Source organism: Rhodococcus sp. NPDC003318 (assembly GCF_042879035.1).
Classification (GTDB): domain Bacteria; phylum Actinomycetota; class Actinomycetes; order Mycobacteriales; family Mycobacteriaceae; genus Rhodococcus_G.
Map to the genome: position 1 here is coordinate 1,049,254 of NZ_JBIAOU010000001.1, position 18,192 is coordinate 1,067,445.

Here is an 18,192-nt window from a genome sequence, read left to right on the forward strand (position 1 = left end):
GGGTGCGGTCTTTTTGTTTTTGTGTTGGGGGGGCGGTGGGGGCGTGGCTGTTTTTTAAAACCCGGGGCTTGTGGGGCCCCCGGGGGGGGGGCCCCCCCCCCCCCCCGCCCACCACTGCGCGAAGCGCCTCTACTCGGCGGCGAGGATCCGCGTCATGTGGGCGGTCATCCTGGCCTCGTCGGCCGCGAGTCCGGTGAAGATCCGGAAGGAGTCGACGGCCTGACCGACCGTCATGCCGATGCCGCTGATCGTGCGGGCCCCCACGGCCCGCGCCCGACGCAGCAGTTCGGTCTCGGTGGGGCGGTACACGACGTCGGCGACCCACAGGTCGGGACGGAGCAGCTCGGCGTCGAGGGCGATGCCGGGATGCGCGGCCATGCCGATCGGGGTCGCGTGCACCAGGCCGTCCGCCTCCCGCACGGCGGACGGGGTGTCCGCGAGGCCGCCGGACGTGATGGTGCGGCCCGGGAACTGCGTGCGGAGCCGGTCCGCGAGCGCCGCAGCACGGGCGGGGTCGGCGTCGATGACGGTGAACGCGTCGGCGCCGCGCTTCATCGTCGCGTAGGCGACCGCCGCACCGGCCCCGCCCGCACCCAGCTGCACCACGCGGCCCAGCGGCGCGTCACCGAGACCGAGCTCGAGATTGCGGGAGAAACCCGTCCAGTCGGTGTTGTGGCCGATCAGCCGGGTGCCGTCGATCTTGACGGTGTTGACGGCGCCGAGCATCCGGGCATCCGGGGACAACTCGTCGAGCAGCGGGATCACCGCCTGCTTGCACGGGTGCGTCACGTTGAGGCCGTCGAAGCCGAATTCGACTGCGTCGCCGACGATCCGAGCAAGCGCCTCCACCCCGCCGAGGGTGTCGATGTCGAGTATCCGGTACACGTACCCGACGCCCTGCTCCCGCCCCTCGGTCTCGTGCAGGGTCGGGGTGAGCGACCGGGTGATGCCCGATCCGATCAACCCGCACAGGAACGACGGGGCGGTGGGCGCCTCGATGCGCACCGGCGCGGACGGGAGAAGGGGGGCGACGAGTGTCATGCGATCACTTCCAGTCGACTAATTAACTATCCAGTGAGTTATCTCACCGTAGCATACGATTCGGGACGCGAACACCACCGAACGACGCACGGAGTTCGCAGACGACACCGAATTCCCAGGAGAGACGATGGCGCCGGCCGAGACCGACCCCAAGGCAACCGCACCCAAGGCCCCCACATCGAAGGCAGCCGCATCGAAGGCCACGGCGCGGAGCAAGACGGGACGAACCCGCAACCCCGAGCGCACGCGCGAGGACATCCTCCGAGTGGCCACGGCCGAGTTCGCGGACAAGGGCCTCTCCGGCGCCCGCATCGACGAGATCGCCGCCAAGACCGCGACCACCAAGCGGATGCTCTACTACTACTTCGGCGACAAGGAGGGCCTCTACCGGGCCGTCCTCGCCAACGCCTACCAGGAGATCCGGTACGAGGAGGCCCAGGTCGACATCGAGCACCTCGACCCGGAGGACGCGATCCGCGCCGTCGCGGAGATCACCTTCGACCACCATGAGGCCCACCCGGACTTCATCCGGCTGGTGTCGATCGAGAACACCCACCGCGGCGAGAACCTCGCAGCGATCGAGGGCATGGCGCAGACCCAGCAGCCCGCGATCGAGACGCTCGAACGCATCCTGGTCCGCGGCCGCGAACTCGGACTGTTCCGCGCCGACGTCTCGTCCCTCGACGTCCACATCCTGATCAGCTCGTACTGCGTGTTCCGGATCGCCAACCGGTACACGTTCGGCACCCTCTTCGACTGGGATCCGGCCGCCCCCGAACACCGCGCCCACCTGCGGACGATGCTCGGCGACGTCGTGCTGTCGTATCTGCGGTCGCGACCCGGTCGAGTTTAACTAACCAGTTCGACCATTATTGACTACAGGCTGTGACCGGGGTTACCTTGGCATCTGCGCGATACGGACGGCTCGTTCGTGACGCGGACACTTTGCCCCTTCAGGAGTTCCCGATGACCCTCGACCACCGCCCCGGTCGTCCGTCCCACGACCCCGGCTCGAGCGATCCCAACGCCGATCCCGCGAAGGCGAAGATGGCGGCCAAGGCCGCCTTCTTCGGCAGCATGCTCGAGTACTACGACTTCTACATCTTCGCGTCGGCGGCGGCACTGGTGTTCCCCCACGTCTTCTTCGAAGGCGCGAAGAACCCCGTGCTCCTCTCGCTGGCGACCTTCGGCATCTCGTACATCGCCCGCCCCGTCGGCGCCGTGGTGCTCGGCCACTTCGGTGACCGCGCCGGTCGCAAGAAGGTGATGATGTTCTGCCTGGTGCTGATGGGCCTGGTCACCTTCCTCATCGGATGTCTCCCGTCGTCGGCCACGGCGGGCGCCGTCGGACCGATTCTGCTCGTCGTGCTGCGGGTGTTCCAGGGCATCTCGGCCGCGGGCGAGCAGTCGGGTGCCGGCTCGCTCACCCTCGAGCACTCCCCCGCGAACCGTCGTGGCTTCTTCTGCAGCTGGACACTGACCGGCACCCAGGCCGGATTCATCCTCGCCAGCCTCGCCTTCATCCCGGTCGCGTCCCTGCCCGACGAGACCCTCTACTCGTGGGGATGGCGAATTCCGTTCTGGTGCAGCCTGATCGTGCTTGTCGTCGCCTACGTTGTCCGGCGCAAGCTTGAGGAGCCCGAGATCTTCGTCGCCACCCAGGAGGCGATCGCCGAGTCCAAGACCGCCGCCCCGCTGCCCGTCGTGGACCTGTTCCGCACCCACTGGCGTGACGTGATGCGTGTCGTCTTCTGCGCCTTCATCGCCGTCGTCAGCACGGTCTTCTCCGTCTTCGGCCTGGCCTACGCGACCACCCCGGAGATCGGGATGAGCCGCACCACCATGCTCTGGGTCGCGATCGCCGCCAACGCCGTCGCCCTGGTCTCGCAGCCCCTGTTCGGCATCCTGTCCGACCGGATCGGCCGCAAGCCCGTCTTCATCGGCGGCGCGATCGGGTCCGCGGCCGGGATCTTCCTCTACTTCGCCGCGATCGGATCCGGCAACGTGGTCCTCATCTTCGCCGCGGGCATCGCCCTGATGGGTGGCCTCTATGCCGCGACCAACGCCATCTGGCCGGCGTTCTACGCCGAGATGTTCTCGTCGAGGGTTCGATACTCCGGCATGGCAATCGGCACTCAACTCGGCTTCGCCCTGGCCGGTTTCGCCCCCACGATCGCGCAGGCACTGCGCGGCGGCGAAGCCGACAACTGGATCCCCGTCGCGGCCTTCACCGCGGTCTGCGCGCTGATCGCAGCAACCTCGGCATCGACGTCGCGGGAGAACTCCCGCACCCCGCTCGCAGAGCTGGACAAGGCGCTACCCGAACCGGCCCTGACTCGAGTGTAGGACGAATGGCAGTGGGCCCCAACCGGATTCCGGTTGGGGCCCACACTCGTCGGTGCCCTGGGTGCGGTTCCCTCAGGGCGCCCGCAGTTGGGCCGCCAGGCGGACCGCGGCGTTCGCGTCGCCGTAGCCGCGGTAGCCGCGGACCCGCTGCACGACCTCGAAGAAGAAGTCGGCGCCGACGGTCGGCGTGAACAGGTGGAAGAACTCTCCGTCCGCGTCCGCGTCGTACAGGATGCCCGAGTCCGCCATCCGGTCGAGCAGTGCCCGCGGCAGACCGAACCGCGCATCGAGGTCGTCGTAGTAGTTCGACGGAATCGGCAGCGGCTCGAATCCCCGCGCCCGCATCGAGGCCGCGGTGGTGAAGATGTCGCTGCACCCGAACGCCACGTGCCCGATCCCGCCGCGGCGGGCGACCCCGAGGTGCGAGGTGACCGAGCCGGGCACCATGCCCAGCGTCAGCCGCAGGGGGTTCGGGCCACCGGACGGTTCCTCGAGCGCCCGGTTGCGGAGCATGCCCACGGCGTCGGTGACGTCGAGCCCCTCGTGCGGCTCCATCGCGAAAACCGACCGCAGCAACAGCATCACGCCGTCCCAGTTGTCCGCGGGAATGGCCAGGCCCACGTGGTCGACGCCGGTGAACAGCGGCACCTCGTCCTGCCAGTCTCGGCTGCTGGGGTACAGCTCGAACGCCGCCTCCCATGCCGCCGCGCTGGCCGGGCCGCGGACGTCCAGCGACGTCGCGTCGGTGATGTCGAGTCGCACGACGTCCGTGTCGGTGCCGCCGTCGGCGCCGGGCATGGCGACGTCGCGGGCGCGGACCTCGAGGGCGCGGGCCCGCGCGGCCCACGACTCCGGATCCGCCGAACGCACCCCGATCTGCGTGAGCACCGGCAGATGGGCGGGCAGACCCGGGGCGGTCCACACCGTGCCCGCGCTCGCGTCGACCACCATCGTCACTCCGGCGTGCCGCCACAGCTGGAGGTCGTGCGCGCCGTGCACCCCGGCCAATCGGAACCCGAGCTGCCCCAGCACCGCCCGCAGTGCGTCGTTCTTGCCCGGTCCCGCGGCGATCCGCAGTGAGACAACACCTTCCAGCGGAGAGGCCGCCGGGGGCTCGAACAGTGCGGGTGCTGCCGACCGCGCGGCGGCCGCGGTCTGACCCGCCACCTGACCCTCGAGGTACAGCAGGGACCGGTGCGCGTCGACGGCCGTCCGGCCCGTGTCCGAGCCGCGGAACGTGTCGTTGAAGATCTCCAGCGACCACGGCCCGCGGTAGCCCGCGGCCTGCACGTGGCCACCGAACGCGGTGAGGTCGAAATTGCCCTGCCCCGGGAAGTTCCGGTAGTGGCGGCTCCACTGCAGCACGTCCATCGCCATCGCCGGCGCGTCCGCCAGTTGGAGGAAGAAGATCTTCTCCCCCGGGATGTCCCGGATACCCGACGGGTCGTCGCCGCGGGAGAGGATGTGGAAACTGTCGAGGCACACGCCCAGCGCGGGATGGTCGGCGGCGCGGACGACCTTCCACGAGTGCCGGTAGGTGTTGACGTGCGCCCCCCAGGCCAGGGCCTCGTAGGCGATGCGCAGGCCGCGCCGCTGCGCCGCATCGGCGAGGACGGACAGTTGCTCGGTGAGCCGGTCGTCGTCGCGGACCGCCTGCGGCAGCGGCGACGAGCACACCAGCAGGGTGTCGCAACCGAGCTGTTCCATCACGTCGAACTTGCGTTCCGCGCGAACGAGGTTGCGGGCGAAGGTGTCCGGATCCGTCGAGTCGAAGTCCCGGAACGGCTGGTAGAGGTCGAGGGTCAGGCCGAGGTCGCGAGCACGCGCGGCGAGATCCCCCGCGGTCAGCGGAGACCCGACGAAATCGGGCTCGAACACCTCGAACCCGTCGAATCCGGCCGCCGCGATCGCGGACAGCTTCTCCTCGAGGGTGCCGCTGAGCGAGACGGTGGCGATGGACGTGCGCACTCGGTCCACGATCAGCCCCGACGGCAGATGTACTCGATCGCGAGGCCGTAGCCCGCAATGCCCAGGCCCGCGATCACCCCGGTCGCGACCGGCGACACGTAGGAGTGGTTCCGGAACTCCTCGCGGGCGTGGACGTTGCTGATGTGCACCTCGACGAGCGGGACCTCGAGCGTCACCAGCGCGTCACGCAGCGCGACCGAGGTGTGGGTGTATCCGCCGGGGTTGACGACGACGCCGGACGCCTCCGTGCGTGCCTCGTGCACCCAGTCGATCAGCACACCCTCGTGGTTGGACTGACGTGCCTCGACGGTGCGCCCGAACCCGGCGGCGGTCTCCACGCAGAGCGCGACGACATCGTCGAGCGTGTCCCGGCCGTACACCTCGGGCTGGCGCTGACCCAGCAGGTTGAGATTCGGTCCGTTCAGGACGTAGATGGGTCCCGGTGTCGTCACGCCCAGCCTCCACAGTTATGTACGAAATAGTGAATTACTTCGTACACAGCTTAGCGCGCGGGGCGGGCCACCCGCCGCTCAGGCGGTCTTGTCGCGGCGCTCGCGGTCCGGCTTGCGCGGCACGATGGTCGGGAGCACGTTGTCGTTGACCGTCTCCGCGGTCACGACCACCTTCTCGACGTCGTCGCGGCTGGGGATGTCGTACATCACCGGCAGCAGGACCTCTTCCATGATGGCGCGCAGACCACGCGCACCGGTGCCGCGCAGGATCGCCTGATCGGCGACCGCCTCGAGCGCGTCCGTGGTGAACTCGAGCTCGACCCCGTCCATCTCGAACAGCCGCAGGTACTGCTTGACCAGCGCGTTCTTCGGCTCCGACAGGATCTGGACGAGGGAGTCCTTGTCCAGGTTCGTCACCGAGGCCACGACGGGCAACCGGCCGATGAACTCGGGGATCAGACCGAACTTGATCAGATCCTCCGGCATGACCTCGGCGAAGTGGTCCTGGGTGTCGATCTCCGCCTTCGAGCGCACCTCGGCACCGAAGCCGATACCCCGCTTGCCGATCCGGTCCGAGACGATCTTCTCCAGACCCGCGAACGCCCCGGCGACGATGAACAGCACGTTCGTCGTGTCGATCTGGATGAACTCCTGGTGCGGGTGCTTGCGACCGCCCTGCGGCGGCACACTCGCCTGCGTCCCCTCGAGAATCTTCAGCAGCGCCTGCTGGACGCCCTCACCGGACACGTCCCGGGTGATCGACGGGTTCTCCGACTTGCGGGCGATCTTGTCGACCTCGTCGATGTAGATGATGCCGGTCTCCGCACGCTTGACGTCGTAGTCGGCGGCCTGGATCAGCTTCAGCAGGATGTTCTCGACGTCCTCGCCGACGTAGCCGGCCTCCGTCAGGGCGGTGGCGTCCGCGATCGCGAAGGGCACGTTGAGCATCTTCGCGAGCGTCTGTGCCAGGTACGTCTTGCCGCACCCGGTCGGACCCAGCATCAAGATGTTCGACTTCGCGAGCTCGACGGTCTCGCCCCGCACATCCCGACCCTTGTCGCCGGCCTGGATGCGCTTGTAGTGGTTGTAGACCGCGACCGCCAGCGTGCGCTTGGCCGCGTCCTGCCCGATCACGTAGTTCTCGAGGAAGTCGCGGATCTCCGCGGGCTTGGGCAGCTCGTCGAGCTTGACCTCGCTGGACTCGGCGAGCTCCTCCTCGATGATCTCGTTGCAGAGGTCGATGCACTCGTCGCAGATGTAGACGCCGGGGCCTGCGATGAGCTTCTTCACCTGCTTCTGACTCTTGCCGCAGAACGAGCACTTCAGCAGGTCTCCGCCGTCACCGATGCGTGCCATCTCGTCAGGTCCTACTTCCTTCTCAGCTGCGCGGTGCTCCTGTGCGCACTGTGCGTCTCAGTTGCACCGCGCTTCTCAGCTGCACTCGCTACGGGTGCCGACCATTCCACGTGGGCTACGTCACACGAATCTCGCCCGGAAGGCGAAACCTCTGTCTGTGACCGTACCCGTTGAGCCCGAAACAGGTCGACTTGTTGACCGTGTTTCGCGCCGACCCGCCCGGACCGTTACGGTCCGGGCGGCCGACCTGAAGACAACCGCGCGGCGCGGCCGCCCGGTCACTTCTGCGCGGAGAGCTTCCGGTAATCGAGAACGTTGTCGATGATCCCGTATTCCTTGGCCTCCGTAGCCGTCAGGATCTTGTCGCGATCGGTGTCCTTGCGAATCACCTCCGGCTCCTTGCCGGTGTGCCGTCCGAGGGTCTCCTCCATGAGCCTACGCATCCGCTCGATTTCCGCAGCCTGGATCTCGAGGTCGGAAACCTGTCCCTGGATACCGCCGGTGGCCGGCTGGTGGATCAGCACGCGGGCGTTCGGCAGCGCGAGCCGCTTGCCCGGCGTGCCCGCCGCGAGCAGCACCGCCGCGGCCGAGGCCGCCTGACCGAGGCACACCGTGGTGATGTCGGCGCGGACGTACTGCATGGTGTCGTAGATCGCCATCAGCGCGGTGAAGGATCCGCCGGGCGAGTTGATGTACATCGTGATGTCGCGGTCCGGGTCCTGCGACTCGAGCACGAGCAGCTGGGCCATCAGGTCGTTCGCGGACACGTCGTCGACCTGGTTGCCCAGGAAGATGATTCGTTCCTCGAACAGCTTGTTGTACGGGTCGGACGTCTTGACGCCGTAGCTGGTCTGCTCGGTGAACTGCGGCAGGATGTAGCGGGCCTGCGGACCTGCGGGGGCCGCGCCGGCCAGGCCGCGGGGATCAAAGAGGTGTGCCATCTGTTTCTCCAAGGTCGGTAGTGGGCGGTGGGGGCGCGACCGGCTCAGTTGCCGGTACCGCCTGCCTGCCGCGCGCGGGAGATGACGTGGTCGACGAAGCCGTACTCCTTGGCCTCGGTCGCGGTGAACCAGCGGTCGCGGTCCGAGTCGGAGGTGATCTGCTCGACGGTCTGGCCGGTGTGCTCGGCGATCAGTTCGGCCATCTCGCGCTTGGTGTGCGCGAACTGCTCGGCCATGATCGCGATGTCGGAGGCCGTACCGCCGATACCGGCCGACGGCTGGTGCATCATGATCCGCGCGTGCGGCAGGGCGTACCGCTTGCCCCGGGTGCCGGCGGAGAGCAGGAACTGGCCCATCGAGGCCGCGAGACCCATACCGAAGGTCGCGACGTCGCACTCGGCGAACTGCATGGTGTCGAAGATGGCCATACCGGCCGTCACCGAGCCGCCGGGCGAGTTGATGTAGAGCGAGATGTCGCGCGTCGGGTCCTCCGCGGAGAGCAGCAGGATCTGGGCGCACAGCTTGTTCGCGATGTCGTCGTCGACCTGGGTACCGAGGAAGATGATGCGCTCACGGAGCAGCCGCTCGTACACCGAGTCGCTCAGGTTCAGACCTGACGTGGCCGAAGTCATGACGGGGCCCTGCGAAGCCGCCGGGTTCTGTGAAGTCACGGTACCTGCCTTCTCGATCACTGAATCGTTGTCTCTTGACACAGACACTAACCAACAGGGGCGGCCCCGGAGTCCCGGTGCCGCCCCTGTTCGCTCAAGGCGTGATATCTGTTTGCACGCCGGAGGGTTCTAGTCCTCGGTGCCCTCGGATGCCTCGGTCTCGTCGTCCGGGCTGCCGAACAGCTCCTTGGTGTCCACGGTCGCGCCGCTGGTGTCGGTGACGGTGAACTTCTCGACGACGGAGGCGAGCGCCTTGCCGCGGCGGACGTCGGCGAAGACCGCGCCGAGCTGACCGGCCTGCTGGATCTGCTGGATGAACTGGTCCGGCGACAGGCCGTACTGCTGCGCCTGGAACAGGATCCGCTCCGTGAGCTCCTGCTGGCCGACGCTGGTGCCCTCGGCCTCGGCGATCGCGTCGAGCAGCAGCTGCGTCTTGACGGACTTCTCGGCCGCGGCCTTGGTGTCGTTGTCGAACTCCTCGCGCGACGAACCCTGCGCCTCGAGCAGCTCACCCAGCTTGGCCTCGTCGTGGTCGAGGCTGTGGATCGCGTCGTGCAGCGCGGCGTCGACCTCGGCCTTGACGACGGCCTCGGGCAGCGGCACCTCGACGGTCTCGAGCAGCGTCTCGAGGACCTTGTCGCGGATCTGGCCGGCCTGCTCGACCTTCTTGACGCGGGTGACCCGCTCGCGCAGGTCCGCGTTCAGCTCCTCGAGGGTGTCGAACTCGCTGGCCATCTGCGCGAACTCGTCGTCGGCCTCGGGCAGCTCACGCTGCTTGACGGTGTCGACCTTGACGGTGACGACCGACTCCTTGCCCGCGTGGTCGCCGGCGACCAGGCTCGTGGTGAACTCCTTGGACTCGCCGGCCTTGAGGCCGATGACGGCCTCGTCCAGGCCCTCGATGAGCTGGCCGGATCCGACCTCGTGGGACAGGCCGGTGGTCGACGCCTCCGGAACGTCCTCGCCGTCGACCGTGGCGGACAGGTCGATCGAGACGAAGTCGCCGTCCTCGACCGCGCGGTCCACACCGATCAGGGTGCCGAAACGCTGACGCAGCGACAGCAGCTGCTCGTCGACGGCCTCGTCGGTGACCTCGATCGGGTCGACCTCGACAGCGAGGGTCGAGAAGTCGGGCAGGGTGATCTCGGGGCGGATGTCGACCTCGGCGGTGAACGCGAGCTCCTCGCCGTCCTCGATCTTGGTGATCTCGATCTCCGGCTGGCCGATGACCTTGATCTCACCGGAGACGACGGCCTCCTGGTAGCGGCCCGGCAGCGCGTCGTTGACGACCTGCTCCAGGACCGCGCCGCGACCGACGCGGGCCTCGAGCAGCTTGGCCGGGGCCTTGCCCGGACGGAAGCCGGGGAGACGGATCTGCTGCGCGAGGGCCTTGTACGCCTTGTCGAAGTCGGGCTTGAGCTCCTCGAAGGGCACCTCGACGTTGATACGGACCCGCGTCGGGCTCAGCTGCTCGACGGTGCTCTTCACGGACATGCTCCTTCGTTGGTCTATCCGGTGTGCGGGCACCCGGTTCTTCGGATGCCCGCTTCTTCTTCGTGTTGTCCCTGGTCGGGGTGACAGGATTTGAACCTGCGACCCTCCGCTCCCAAAGCGGATGCGCTACCAAGCTGCGCCACACCCCGTCAGTTCGCACTGCGCCGTCACCACGGAGAATCCCGCGATGTCGGCGCCGAGAGGGAATCCTACGGCCACCCGATTGGCGAATTCAAAGCGAGGTTATGTACAGTCTCCATCGCAGACGGCAGTCATGGCGATCCCAAGATGTCGTGTGCGTCGGGGATGTAGCTCAATGGTAGAGCCCTAGTCTTCCAAACTAGCTACGCGGGTTCGATTCCCGTCATCCCCTCCAGCAGGGAGAAGGCCCGTCACCATCGCGGTGGCGGGCCTTCGTCGTTCCCGGGCCTTCGTCGTTCCCGGGCCTTCGTCGTTCCCGGGAGGTCGTCATTCCGGGCTTCCCCACACGTCCGGCACCACCGACCGCACCCGCCTGCCTCGCTCGCCCAGTACGTGCCCGAGCAGTTTGTGCAGCCGCAGGACCACCGACCGGTCGCGCACCTCGAGGTCCGGGTAGCCGTCGGCGAGTCGCTGCTCGAACGCACCGAGATCCCCGACCGAGCGGAGCCACACCTGGGCCACCAGGTTGTTCGGACCGTACAGCGCGAAACGGTTCCGCCACCTGCCCGCTCCACGGTCACGGCGAAGGTGTGGTCGAGCAGTGCATCCGCGACCGCCGCACCCCGCTCCGGACTGCAGCGGATCTCCAGGAACGCGGTGCACAGGTGGCGAAACACACTCGTCGACGGCGAGACGGTGATCCAGGCGTTTCCCGCCGCCACCAGGCGCTGCCACCGGCGCGCCAGCGTCACGCGCCACACGACCCGTGGGGCGTTCGCGGCGTGGCGCGCGGCGCGGGCGTCCGGGAACGAGGTGGGACGCACCGTCGGGTGAGCGACGGTTTCGGCGGACGAACTCTGTTCAGCGGCGCTCCAGATAGGGTAGAACGTGTTGCAGTCTGTCCGCCATCGCACCCGAGGAGCGCCCCGTGCACACACCGCTTTGCGACGAACTCGGCATCGAGTTCCCGATCTTCGCGTTCACCCACTGCCGCGACGTCGTCGTCGCCGTGAGCAAGGCCGGCGGCTTCGGCGTGCTCGGCGCGGTCGGATTCAGCCCCGAGGAGCTCGAGATCGAGCTGAACTGGATCGACGAGCACATCGGCGACCACCCGTACGGGGTCGACATCGTCATCCCGAACAAGTACGAGGGCATGGACTCGAACCTGTCGGCCGACGAGCTCACGAAGATGCTCCAGTCGATGGTGCCGCAGGCCACCCTCGACTTCGGACGCAAGATCCTCACCGACCACGGCGTACCCCTGCCCGACGACGGCAGCGATAACGCGTTGCAGCTTCTCGGCTGGACCGAGGCCACCGCCACCCCACAGGTGGAGGTGGCTCTGCAGCACCCGAAGGTCACGCTCATCGCGAACGCGCTCGGTACCCCGCCCGCGGACATGATCGCGCACATCCACGACGCGGGCCGCACGGTCGCGGCGCTGTGCGGCTCGCCCTACCAGGCACGCAAGCACGCCGACGCCGGCGTCGACATCATCATCGCCCAGGGCGGCGAGGGCGGCGGCCACTGCGGCGAGGTCGGGTCGATCGTGCTGTGGCCGCAGGTCGTCAAGGAGGTCGCGCCGATCCCGGTTCTGGCCGCGGGTGGCATCGGCAGCGGTGAGCAGATCGCTGCCGCTCTGGCCCTCGGCGCGCAGGGCGCCTGGTCCGGCTCGCAGTGGCTGATGGTCGAGGAGGCCGAGAACACCGCCGTGCAGCAGGCCGCCTACGCGAACGCGTCCAGCCGCGACACCGTGCGCAGCCGCTCGTTCACCGGCAAGCCGTGTCGGATGCTGCGCAACGACTGGACCGAGGCCTGGGAAACCGAGGGCAACCCCGAGCCGCTGGGCATGCCGCTGCAGTACATGGTGTCGGGCATGGCCGTCGCGGCCACCCACAAGTACCCCGACGAGACCGTCGACGTCGCGTTCAACCCGGTCGGCCAGGTCGTCGGCCAGTTGACCAAGGTCGAGAAGACGTCCGCGGTGATCGAGCGGTGGGTGCGGGAGTATCTCGACGCGACCGGCACGCTCGAGCAGTTGAACGCGGCCGCCGACGCCTGAGGTCGCGCCGTCAGTCGGGCAGGATCGGCACGCTCACCCCGCGGTCGCGGCCCAGCGACGCGGCGCGGGTGATCGCGACCGATCCGAACCGGTCCCGGACCGAGTCCAGTGCGCTGTCGAGGGCGGTGGCGTCCCGCGCGGCGGCGTCGATCTCCCCCGTCTCCGGCGTGAACGGGAGCGCCAACTGCTCGGCGCCCTCGCGGTCCAGGTTGGTGAGCGCGACCCCGACCAGGGTCAGGCCCTGCGCCGCGATCAGCGACCGCGACTGCTCCAGCAGCGTCCGCACCGCAACCCTGATGGTGTCGGTCCGGGCCGACGCCTGCCGCAGCGTCAGGGACCGTGTCGCGCGGCTGAAATCCCCGAACCGCAGCCGCAGCACGACGGTGCGACAGACCCGGCCGGCGGCGCGCAGGCGCCGCACCACCCGGTCGACGAGCGCCGCGGCGGTCGCGTCGATCTCGTCGAACGACCGGGGCCTGCGCCCGAGAGCGTGCTGAGCGCCGATCGAGCGGCGACGTCTGCCGGTCTCCACCCGCCTCGGGTCGCGGGCCCACGCCAGCGCGTGCAGGTGCCTGCCCGCGGCGCGCCCGACGATCGCAGCGAGTTCACGTTCGGGCAGCAGGGCCATCTGCCCGACCGTGGCGATGCCGTGTTCGCGCAGCCTGCCGGAGGTGACGGTGCCGACGCCCCACAGCCGCTCGACGGGCAGCGGGTGCAGGAACTCGAGTTCGCGGTCCGCGGGCACGACGAGCAGGCCGTCCGGCTTGCCGACCGCGCTCGCGACCTTGGCGAGGAACTTGGTGCGGGCGACCCCGACGGTGATCGGCAGCCCGACCTCCCGACGAATCCGCCCACGCAGGCGGGTGGCGATCTCGACCGGGGTGCCCGACACCCGTGCCAGTCCCCCGACGTCGAGGAACGCCTCGTCGATCGAGATGCCCTCGACCAGCGGGGTGGTGTCGCGGAACACCTCGAACACGGCACGGCTGGCCTCCGCGTACGCCGACATCCGCGGTCGGACCACCACCGCCTGCGGGCACAGCCGGAGGGCCTGGGACGCGCTGCTCGGGGTTCGTACGCCGTACGCCTTGGCCTCGTAGCTGGCGGCGAGCACGACACCGCCGCCGACGATCACCGGACGCCCACGCAGCGACGGATCGTCGCGCTGCTCCACGGACGCGTAGAAGGCGTCGAGGTCCGCATGGAGGATTGTCGCCGCGCTCCGCTCGACCCGGCCGACCCGGCCTGATTCACTGGACACGAACATATGTTCGCATCGGGGTCCGACATGTTCTCCCGTCCGCGAACGGCGGACCCGCCGGGGATGCCGGTATCCTGATGTTGTCCGATTTGTCCCTGTGTTCGAGCCGTGGTTCCCGCTTCCGCGAAGCGGTGCCGGGTTCGGCTGGAAGGTCTCGCGTGGAACTCCTCCTGATCCTCGTCGTTCTCGGCGCTGTCGTCTTCCTGGTCATGAAGAGCCAGAAGAAGTCCGCCGGACACACCGCCAACCAACTCGAGGACGCCAAGGCCGACGCCCGGCAGTCGATCGAGCGGCTCGGCGGCCAGGTGTACAGCCTGACCGGCACCGACACGGCGTCGAAGCAGGCGCTCGCCGACGCCTCCGAGCGCTACACCGCCGCCGGCTCGCAGATCGAGCAGGCGAACACCCCGGCCCAGGCGCGTCTGGCCAAGCAGACCGCACTCGAGGGCCTCTACTACATCCGCGCCGCCCGGACGGCGATGGGCATGGACCCCGGACCCGAGGTGCCCAGCATCGACGGGCAGAGGTCCGCGGGACAGGTCACCGAGGACCGCGAGATCGAGTTCGAGGGCAGGCAGGTGGCCGCGTCGCCGAACCCCTCGTCCCGCACCCCCAACTACTACCCCGGCGGACGCGTCGCGGGCCGTCCGGTCCCGGCGGGCTGGTACTCCGAGCCCTGGTGGAAGCCGGCCCTCGTCGCCGGCGCCTGGGGCGTCGGGTCGATGCTGCTGTTCTCCGCGATGTTCAGCGGTATGTCGGGTGTCGGCTATGACGCCCAGGCCTTCGAGAACGGCTACGGCGACGGTTACCAGGACGGTCTCGAGGCGGGCGGCGGCGACGCCGGGGCCGATGCGGGCGGGGACGCCGGCGGGGACTTCGGCGGCGATGCCGGTGGCGATTTCGGCGGAGACTTCGGCGGCGGGGACTTCGGCGGCGGCGACTTCGGCGGATTCGACTTCTGAACCGACGACATTCGAGCGGCCCGGGTCCGGCGGACCCGGGCCGCTCGGTGTCTCAGGGACGCTCGGTGTCTCAGGGACGCTCGGTGTTTCAGGGACGTTCGGTCACGCCGGCTGACAGGCCGGGCACCAGAAGAGGTTGCGCGCCTTCATCACCGCGTGCAGCACGGGTGTGCCGCAGACCCGGCACGGCTCCCCCGCCCGGCGGTAGACGTACGTGCGCGGGCGGTCCACCGCGTACGACGGCGCACCGTGATCGTGCTCGGGACGTACGACGTGCATGACACCGGCGTCGACCCCGACCGCCATCAAGCCCACCAGGTCCGTCCACACGGCGTCCCACTCGGCGCGACCGACCTTCGCGCCCGGCCGGTCGGGATGGATGCCGTGCCGGAACAGAACCTCGGCGCGGTACACGTTGCCGACTCCGGCGAGTACCGCCTGGTCCATGAGCAGAGCCCCGATCGCGGTCTGCGACTTGGAGATTCGCCGCCACGCCCGGTCCGGGTCGGCGTTCTGGCGCAGCGGGTCCGGGCCCAGCCTTCGTTCGAGTGCCCGCACCTGCGGTACGTCGTAGATCTCGCATGCGGTCGGGCCGCGCAGGTCGGTACCGACCTGCGCGCCGACCATCCGCATCCGCACCTGCCCGACCGGCGCGCCCATCGGCAGCGGCATCTCGGTGAACTTGCCGTACAACCCGAGGTGGACGTGCACGATCCGGCCGCCCTCGTAGTGGTGCAGCAGGTGCTTGCCGTTGGCCTCCGCCCGCTCGAGGACGCGACCGTCGACCGACGCCGCCCCGGCGTCGAACCGCCCCTGCGGGCTCGACACGCGAACGGGAGCACCGGCGAAGTGTCGCTGGTGCTCCCGCGCGAGTCTGTGGAGGGTGTGCCCCTCGGGCACGTCCTAGGCGCCCGGAACGGCGGGGGCGACGCCGGAGCGCTCGTACTCGGAGAGGATGTCGATGCGACGCTGGTGCCGCTCCTCCTCCGACCACGGGGTGGCGAGGAACGCGTCGACGATCGCGAGCGCCTCGTCGACCGAGTGCATGCGTCCCCCGATGCCGATCAGCTGCGCGTTGTTGTGCTGACGGGCGAGCTGCGCGGTCTCGACGCTCCACGCGAGTGCGCAGCGGGCGCCGGGCACCTTGTTCGCGGCGATCTGCTCGCCGTTGCCGCTGCCACCGAGCACGATGCCGAGGCTGCCCTCGTCCTCGACCACGCGGCGGGCGGCGTCGATGCAGAAGGCCGGGTAGTCGTCGAGCGCGTCGTACTCGTGTGCCCCGCAGTCGACGGCCTCGTGGCCGTTCGCGATCAGGTGGTCCTTGATGGTGTTCTTGAGCTCGAAGCCGGCGTGGTCGGCACCCAGGTATACGCGCATGGCGCCAATTCTTGCAGGCTGTCCCCCGTGAGTCCTTCCGGCCCCCGTGGGGGCCGGAAGGACTCACGGGCGCGCAGCGGCTACTCGAAGGACGGGCCCTCGGTGCGGGTGCGCTTGAGCTCGAAGAAGTGCGGGTAGCCGGCCAGAGCGACGACGCCGTCCCACACCTTGCCCGCGTCCTCGCCGCGCGGGATCCGCGACAGGACCGGCCCGAAGAACGCCACGCCGTTGACGTGGATCGTCGGCGTTCCGACGTCGTCGCCGACCGCGTCCATACCCGCCTTGTGGCTGGCCCGCAGCGCCTCGTCGTGGACATCGGTGTCGGCGGCGGACGCCAGATCGGCCGGGAGCCCCACCTCGGCGAGCGCCTCCGCGATCACCACCGCGAAGTCCTGGTTGCCCTGGTCGTGGATGCGGGTGCCCATCGCGGTGTACAGCGGCGCGAGCACCTCGTCGCCGTGGGCCTGCGCGGCGGCGATCGCGACGCGCACCGGGCCCCACGCCTTCTCCATCCGTTCCCGGTACTGCTCGGGCAGTTCGCGGCCCTCGTTGAGCACCGCGAGGCTCATCACGTGGAAGTTCGCCTCGATGTCGCGGACCTTCTCGACCTCGAGAATCCAGCGGGAGGTGATCCAGCACCACGGGCACAGCGGATCGAACCAGAAGTCGGCGGTGTCCTTACCTGCGGCACGTGTCTCGGTCACTCGAAACTCCATCCATCATTCATCGATTCCGGGCAGTCGCCCTCGGTCTGGAACGCGGGACGGACGCAATTGCTTCCCGGGGTGCGACCGCGGGCAGTACGGTCGACGTACTGAAGGATTCCCCGACCACGGAGCGTGACCGATGTCAGCGAACCGGACCTTCGTCATCGTCGGCGGCGGACTCGCCGGAGCCAAGCTTGCGGAGGCCTTGCGCGACAACGACTTCGACGGCGAGATCGTGCTGTTCTGCGCGGAGGAGCACCTCCCCTACGAGCGACCACCGCTGTCGAAGGACCACATGATCGTCGGCAAGCCGCTCGACGCGTTCACCGTCCATCCCGGCGACTGGTACCGCGATCACCGCGTCGACGTGCGGCTCGGCACCACGGTCACCGCCCTCGACCCGGCCGCGCACACCGTCACCCTGCCGGACGGGAGCACCGTGCACTACGACAAGGCGGCGCTCGCGACGGGGTCGAGGTCGCGTCGGCCACCGATCCCCGGCGCCGACGCTCCGAACGTGCGGTACCTGCGCACCGTCGACGAGTCCGACGACCTGCTCGGGACGCTGACCCACGGCACACACCTGGTGATCGTCGGGGCCGGCTGGATCGGTCTCGAGATCGCCGCCGCCGCACGGGGCCGGGAGGTGACGGTCACCGTCGTCGAGACCGCACCGCTGCCCCTGTTCGGGGCGCTCGGCCCCGAGATGGGCACCGTGTTCGCCGAACTGCACCGCGAACACGGGGTGGATCTGCGGCTCGAGGCGTCGGTCGAGTCGATCGTCACCGGCGACGACGGTCGCGCCACCGCGGTGCGGCTCGCCGGCGGTGAGGAGCTCGCGGCGGACGTCGTCCTCGTCGCGGTCGGTGCCGCGCCGAATGTGGAACTGGCGCAGGCGGCGGGCCTCGACGTCGACGGCGGTGTGCTCGTCGACGCCGCCCTGACCACCAGCGACCCCGACATCGTCGCGATCGGTGACATCGCCGCCCACCAGCATCCGGTGCTCGGCACCCGGGTCCGGGTCGAGCACTGGGCGAACGCCCTGAACCAGCCCGCGGTCGCCGCCGCCACGATGCTCGGACGGACGGCCGCGTACACGAACCTGCCGTACTTCTTCACCGACCAGTACGAGCTCGGCATGGAGTACGTCGGGCACACCCCGAACGGGTACGCCAGGGTGGTCGTTCGCGGCGACGCGGCCCGGCACGAGTTCGTCGCGTTCTGGCTCGACGACTCCGACCGCGTGCTGGCAGGCATGAACGTCAACGTCTGGGACGTCACCGACGCGATCAAGGCGATCATCGGGTCCCGGCAGCCCGTGAACGCCGAACGGCTCGCGGATCCGGCGGTGCCACTGGACGACGCGTACGCGTGAGCGGTCGTACGCGTCGCCCTCACGTGATGGGATAGGGG

Annotated in this window: 18 protein-coding genes and 2 tRNA genes; 7 read left to right on the top strand and 13 right to left on the bottom strand. The window is 69.2% G+C overall.

All coding sequences use genetic code 11. The features are described 5' to 3' along the window. Window positions 1-129: 129 nt before the first annotated feature. A complete protein-coding gene (locus tag ACFYVR_RS04680; protein WP_387470062.1) occupies window positions 130-1,041 on the bottom strand; it encodes a shikimate dehydrogenase in 912 nt (303 codons plus the stop codon). Between the two features lie 127 nt (window positions 1,042-1,168). Between ACFYVR_RS04680 and ACFYVR_RS04685 the strand changes: the two genes are divergently transcribed. After that, window positions 1,169-1,894 (top strand): TetR/AcrR family transcriptional regulator, encoded by a 726-nt coding sequence (locus tag ACFYVR_RS04685; protein ID WP_387470064.1) that lies wholly within the window; start codon window positions 1,169-1,171, stop codon window positions 1,892-1,894. 113 nt (window positions 1,895-2,007) lie between these two features. Continuing rightward, on the top strand, window positions 2,008-3,387 hold the full coding sequence (locus tag ACFYVR_RS04690) for an MFS transporter (protein WP_387470066.1): 1,380 nt from the start codon (window positions 2,008-2,010) through the stop codon (window positions 3,385-3,387). A gap of 72 nt (window positions 3,388-3,459) precedes the next feature. Here the strand turns inward: ACFYVR_RS04690 and ACFYVR_RS04695 are convergent, their stop codons facing one another. The 7 genes from ACFYVR_RS04695 to ACFYVR_RS04725 form a co-directional block, all read right to left on the bottom strand. Continuing rightward, the gene (locus ACFYVR_RS04695; RefSeq protein WP_387470366.1) at window positions 3,460-5,367 is read right to left on the bottom strand and encodes a TIM barrel protein; all 1,908 of its coding nucleotides are present in this window, start codon (window positions 5,365-5,367) and stop codon (window positions 3,460-3,462) included. Beyond that, complete coding sequence (gene aroQ, locus ACFYVR_RS04700) at window positions 5,367-5,807, bottom strand: type II 3-dehydroquinate dehydratase (protein ID WP_387470068.1); 441 nt, start codon at window positions 5,805-5,807, stop codon at window positions 5,367-5,369. The genes ACFYVR_RS04695 and aroQ overlap by 1 nt, the downstream gene beginning before the upstream one ends. 78 nt (window positions 5,808-5,885) lie before the next feature. Then, a complete protein-coding gene (gene clpX, locus ACFYVR_RS04705; protein WP_387470070.1) occupies window positions 5,886-7,163 on the bottom strand; it encodes an ATP-dependent Clp protease ATP-binding subunit ClpX in 1,278 nt (425 codons plus the stop codon). 278 nt (window positions 7,164-7,441) lie between these two features. Beyond that, the gene (locus ACFYVR_RS04710; RefSeq protein WP_387470072.1) at window positions 7,442-8,104 is read right to left on the bottom strand and encodes an ATP-dependent Clp protease proteolytic subunit; all 663 of its coding nucleotides are present in this window, start codon (window positions 8,102-8,104) and stop codon (window positions 7,442-7,444) included. Window positions 8,105-8,148: 44 nt separating this feature from the next. Then, window positions 8,149-8,775 carry an ATP-dependent Clp protease proteolytic subunit gene (locus tag ACFYVR_RS04715; protein WP_387470074.1) on the bottom strand — a complete coding sequence of 209 codons (627 nt, stop codon included), beginning with the start codon at window positions 8,773-8,775 and terminating at the stop codon, window positions 8,149-8,151. Window positions 8,776-8,904: 129 nt separating this feature from the next. Then, window positions 8,905-10,263, bottom strand: coding sequence for a trigger factor (gene tig / locus ACFYVR_RS04720; protein WP_387470076.1), 1,359 nt, complete (start codon window positions 10,261-10,263; stop codon window positions 8,905-8,907). A gap of 78 nt (window positions 10,264-10,341) precedes the next feature. Then, window positions 10,342-10,418 (bottom strand) — tRNA-Pro (locus tag ACFYVR_RS04725). A gap of 153 nt (window positions 10,419-10,571) precedes the next feature. Between ACFYVR_RS04725 and ACFYVR_RS04730 the strand changes: the two genes are divergently transcribed. Next, window positions 10,572-10,645: transfer RNA gene (locus ACFYVR_RS04730), tRNA-Gly, on the top strand. A 92-nt stretch (window positions 10,646-10,737) separates the two neighbouring features. Here the strand turns inward: ACFYVR_RS04730 and ACFYVR_RS04735 are convergent. Beyond that, complete coding sequence (locus tag ACFYVR_RS04735; protein WP_387470078.1) at window positions 10,738-10,932, bottom strand: hypothetical protein; 195 nt, start codon at window positions 10,930-10,932, stop codon at window positions 10,738-10,740. Window positions 10,933-11,067: 135 nt separating this feature from the next. Here ACFYVR_RS04735 and ACFYVR_RS04740 point away from each other — a divergent pair, with 135 nt between their 5' ends. Next, window positions 11,068-11,244, top strand: a complete 177-nt coding sequence (locus ACFYVR_RS04740; RefSeq protein WP_387470080.1) for a hypothetical protein — start codon at window positions 11,068-11,070, stop codon at window positions 11,242-11,244. Window positions 11,245-11,338: 94 nt separating this feature from the next. After that, a complete protein-coding gene (locus ACFYVR_RS04745) occupies window positions 11,339-12,472 on the top strand; it encodes a nitronate monooxygenase (protein WP_387470082.1) in 1,134 nt (377 codons plus the stop codon). Window positions 12,473-12,482: 10 nt separating this feature from the next. Here the strand turns inward: ACFYVR_RS04745 and dinB are convergent, their stop codons facing one another. Then, window positions 12,483-13,739: a DNA polymerase IV gene (gene dinB / locus ACFYVR_RS04750; RefSeq protein ID WP_387470084.1), complete on the bottom strand. Its 1,257-nt coding sequence runs from the start codon at window positions 13,737-13,739 to the stop codon at window positions 12,483-12,485. Between the two features lie 152 nt (window positions 13,740-13,891). On the opposite strand from dinB, the gene ACFYVR_RS04755 reads away from it, so the two are divergent. Next, window positions 13,892-14,695 carry a DUF1542 domain-containing protein gene (locus tag ACFYVR_RS04755; protein ID WP_387470086.1) on the top strand — a complete coding sequence of 268 codons (804 nt, stop codon included), beginning with the start codon at window positions 13,892-13,894 and terminating at the stop codon, window positions 14,693-14,695. A 102-nt stretch (window positions 14,696-14,797) separates the two neighbouring features. Here ACFYVR_RS04755 and ACFYVR_RS04760 read toward each other — a convergent pair whose 3' ends face one another. The 3 genes from ACFYVR_RS04760 to ACFYVR_RS04770 all read right to left on the bottom strand — a co-directional run bounded on the left by ACFYVR_RS04760 (window position 14,798) and on the right by ACFYVR_RS04770 (window position 16,776). After that, the gene (locus ACFYVR_RS04760; protein ID WP_387470088.1) at window positions 14,798-15,595 is read right to left on the bottom strand and encodes an Fpg/Nei family DNA glycosylase; all 798 of its coding nucleotides are present in this window, start codon (window positions 15,593-15,595) and stop codon (window positions 14,798-14,800) included. 3 nt (window positions 15,596-15,598) lie between these two features. Further along, window positions 15,599-16,072: a ribose-5-phosphate isomerase gene (locus tag ACFYVR_RS04765; RefSeq protein WP_387470090.1), complete on the bottom strand. Its 474-nt coding sequence runs from the start codon at window positions 16,070-16,072 to the stop codon at window positions 15,599-15,601. Between the two features lie 80 nt (window positions 16,073-16,152). Continuing rightward, the gene (locus tag ACFYVR_RS04770) at window positions 16,153-16,776 is read right to left on the bottom strand and encodes a DsbA family protein (protein WP_387470092.1); all 624 of its coding nucleotides are present in this window, start codon (window positions 16,774-16,776) and stop codon (window positions 16,153-16,155) included. A 142-nt stretch (window positions 16,777-16,918) separates the two neighbouring features. On the opposite strand from ACFYVR_RS04770, the gene ACFYVR_RS04775 reads away from it, so the two are divergent. After that, window positions 16,919-18,154, top strand: a complete 1,236-nt coding sequence (locus ACFYVR_RS04775; RefSeq protein WP_387470094.1) for an NAD(P)/FAD-dependent oxidoreductase — start codon at window positions 16,919-16,921, stop codon at window positions 18,152-18,154. Window positions 18,155-18,192 lie beyond the last annotated feature (38 nt).

Bases quoted from the DNA above. Each gene is read 5' to 3' on its own strand.
- ACFYVR_RS04765 (WP_387470090.1), bottom strand. From the start codon at position 16,072: ATGCGCGTATACCTGGGTGCCGACCACGCCGGCTTCGAGCTCAAGAAC.
- clpX (WP_387470070.1), bottom strand. From the start codon at position 7,163: ATGGCACGCATCGGTGACGGCGGAGACCTGCTGAAGTGCTCGTTCTGC.
- ACFYVR_RS04710 (WP_387470072.1), bottom strand. From the start codon at position 8,104: ATGGCACACCTCTTTGATCCCCGCGGCCTGGCCGGCGCGGCCCCCGCA.
- ACFYVR_RS04680 (WP_387470062.1), bottom strand. From the start codon at position 1,041: ATGACACTCGTCGCCCCCCTTCTCCCGTCCGCGCCGGTGCGCATCGAG.
- ACFYVR_RS04775 (WP_387470094.1), top strand. From the start codon at position 16,919: ATGTCAGCGAACCGGACCTTCGTCATCGTCGGCGGCGGACTCGCCGGA.
- ACFYVR_RS04685 (WP_387470064.1), top strand. From the start codon at position 1,169: ATGGCGCCGGCCGAGACCGACCCCAAGGCAACCGCACCCAAGGCCCCC.
- dinB (WP_387470084.1), bottom strand. From the start codon at position 13,739: ATGTTCGTGTCCAGTGAATCAGGCCGGGTCGGCCGGGTCGAGCGGAGC.
- ACFYVR_RS04690 (WP_387470066.1), top strand. From the start codon at position 2,008: ATGACCCTCGACCACCGCCCCGGTCGTCCGTCCCACGACCCCGGCTCG.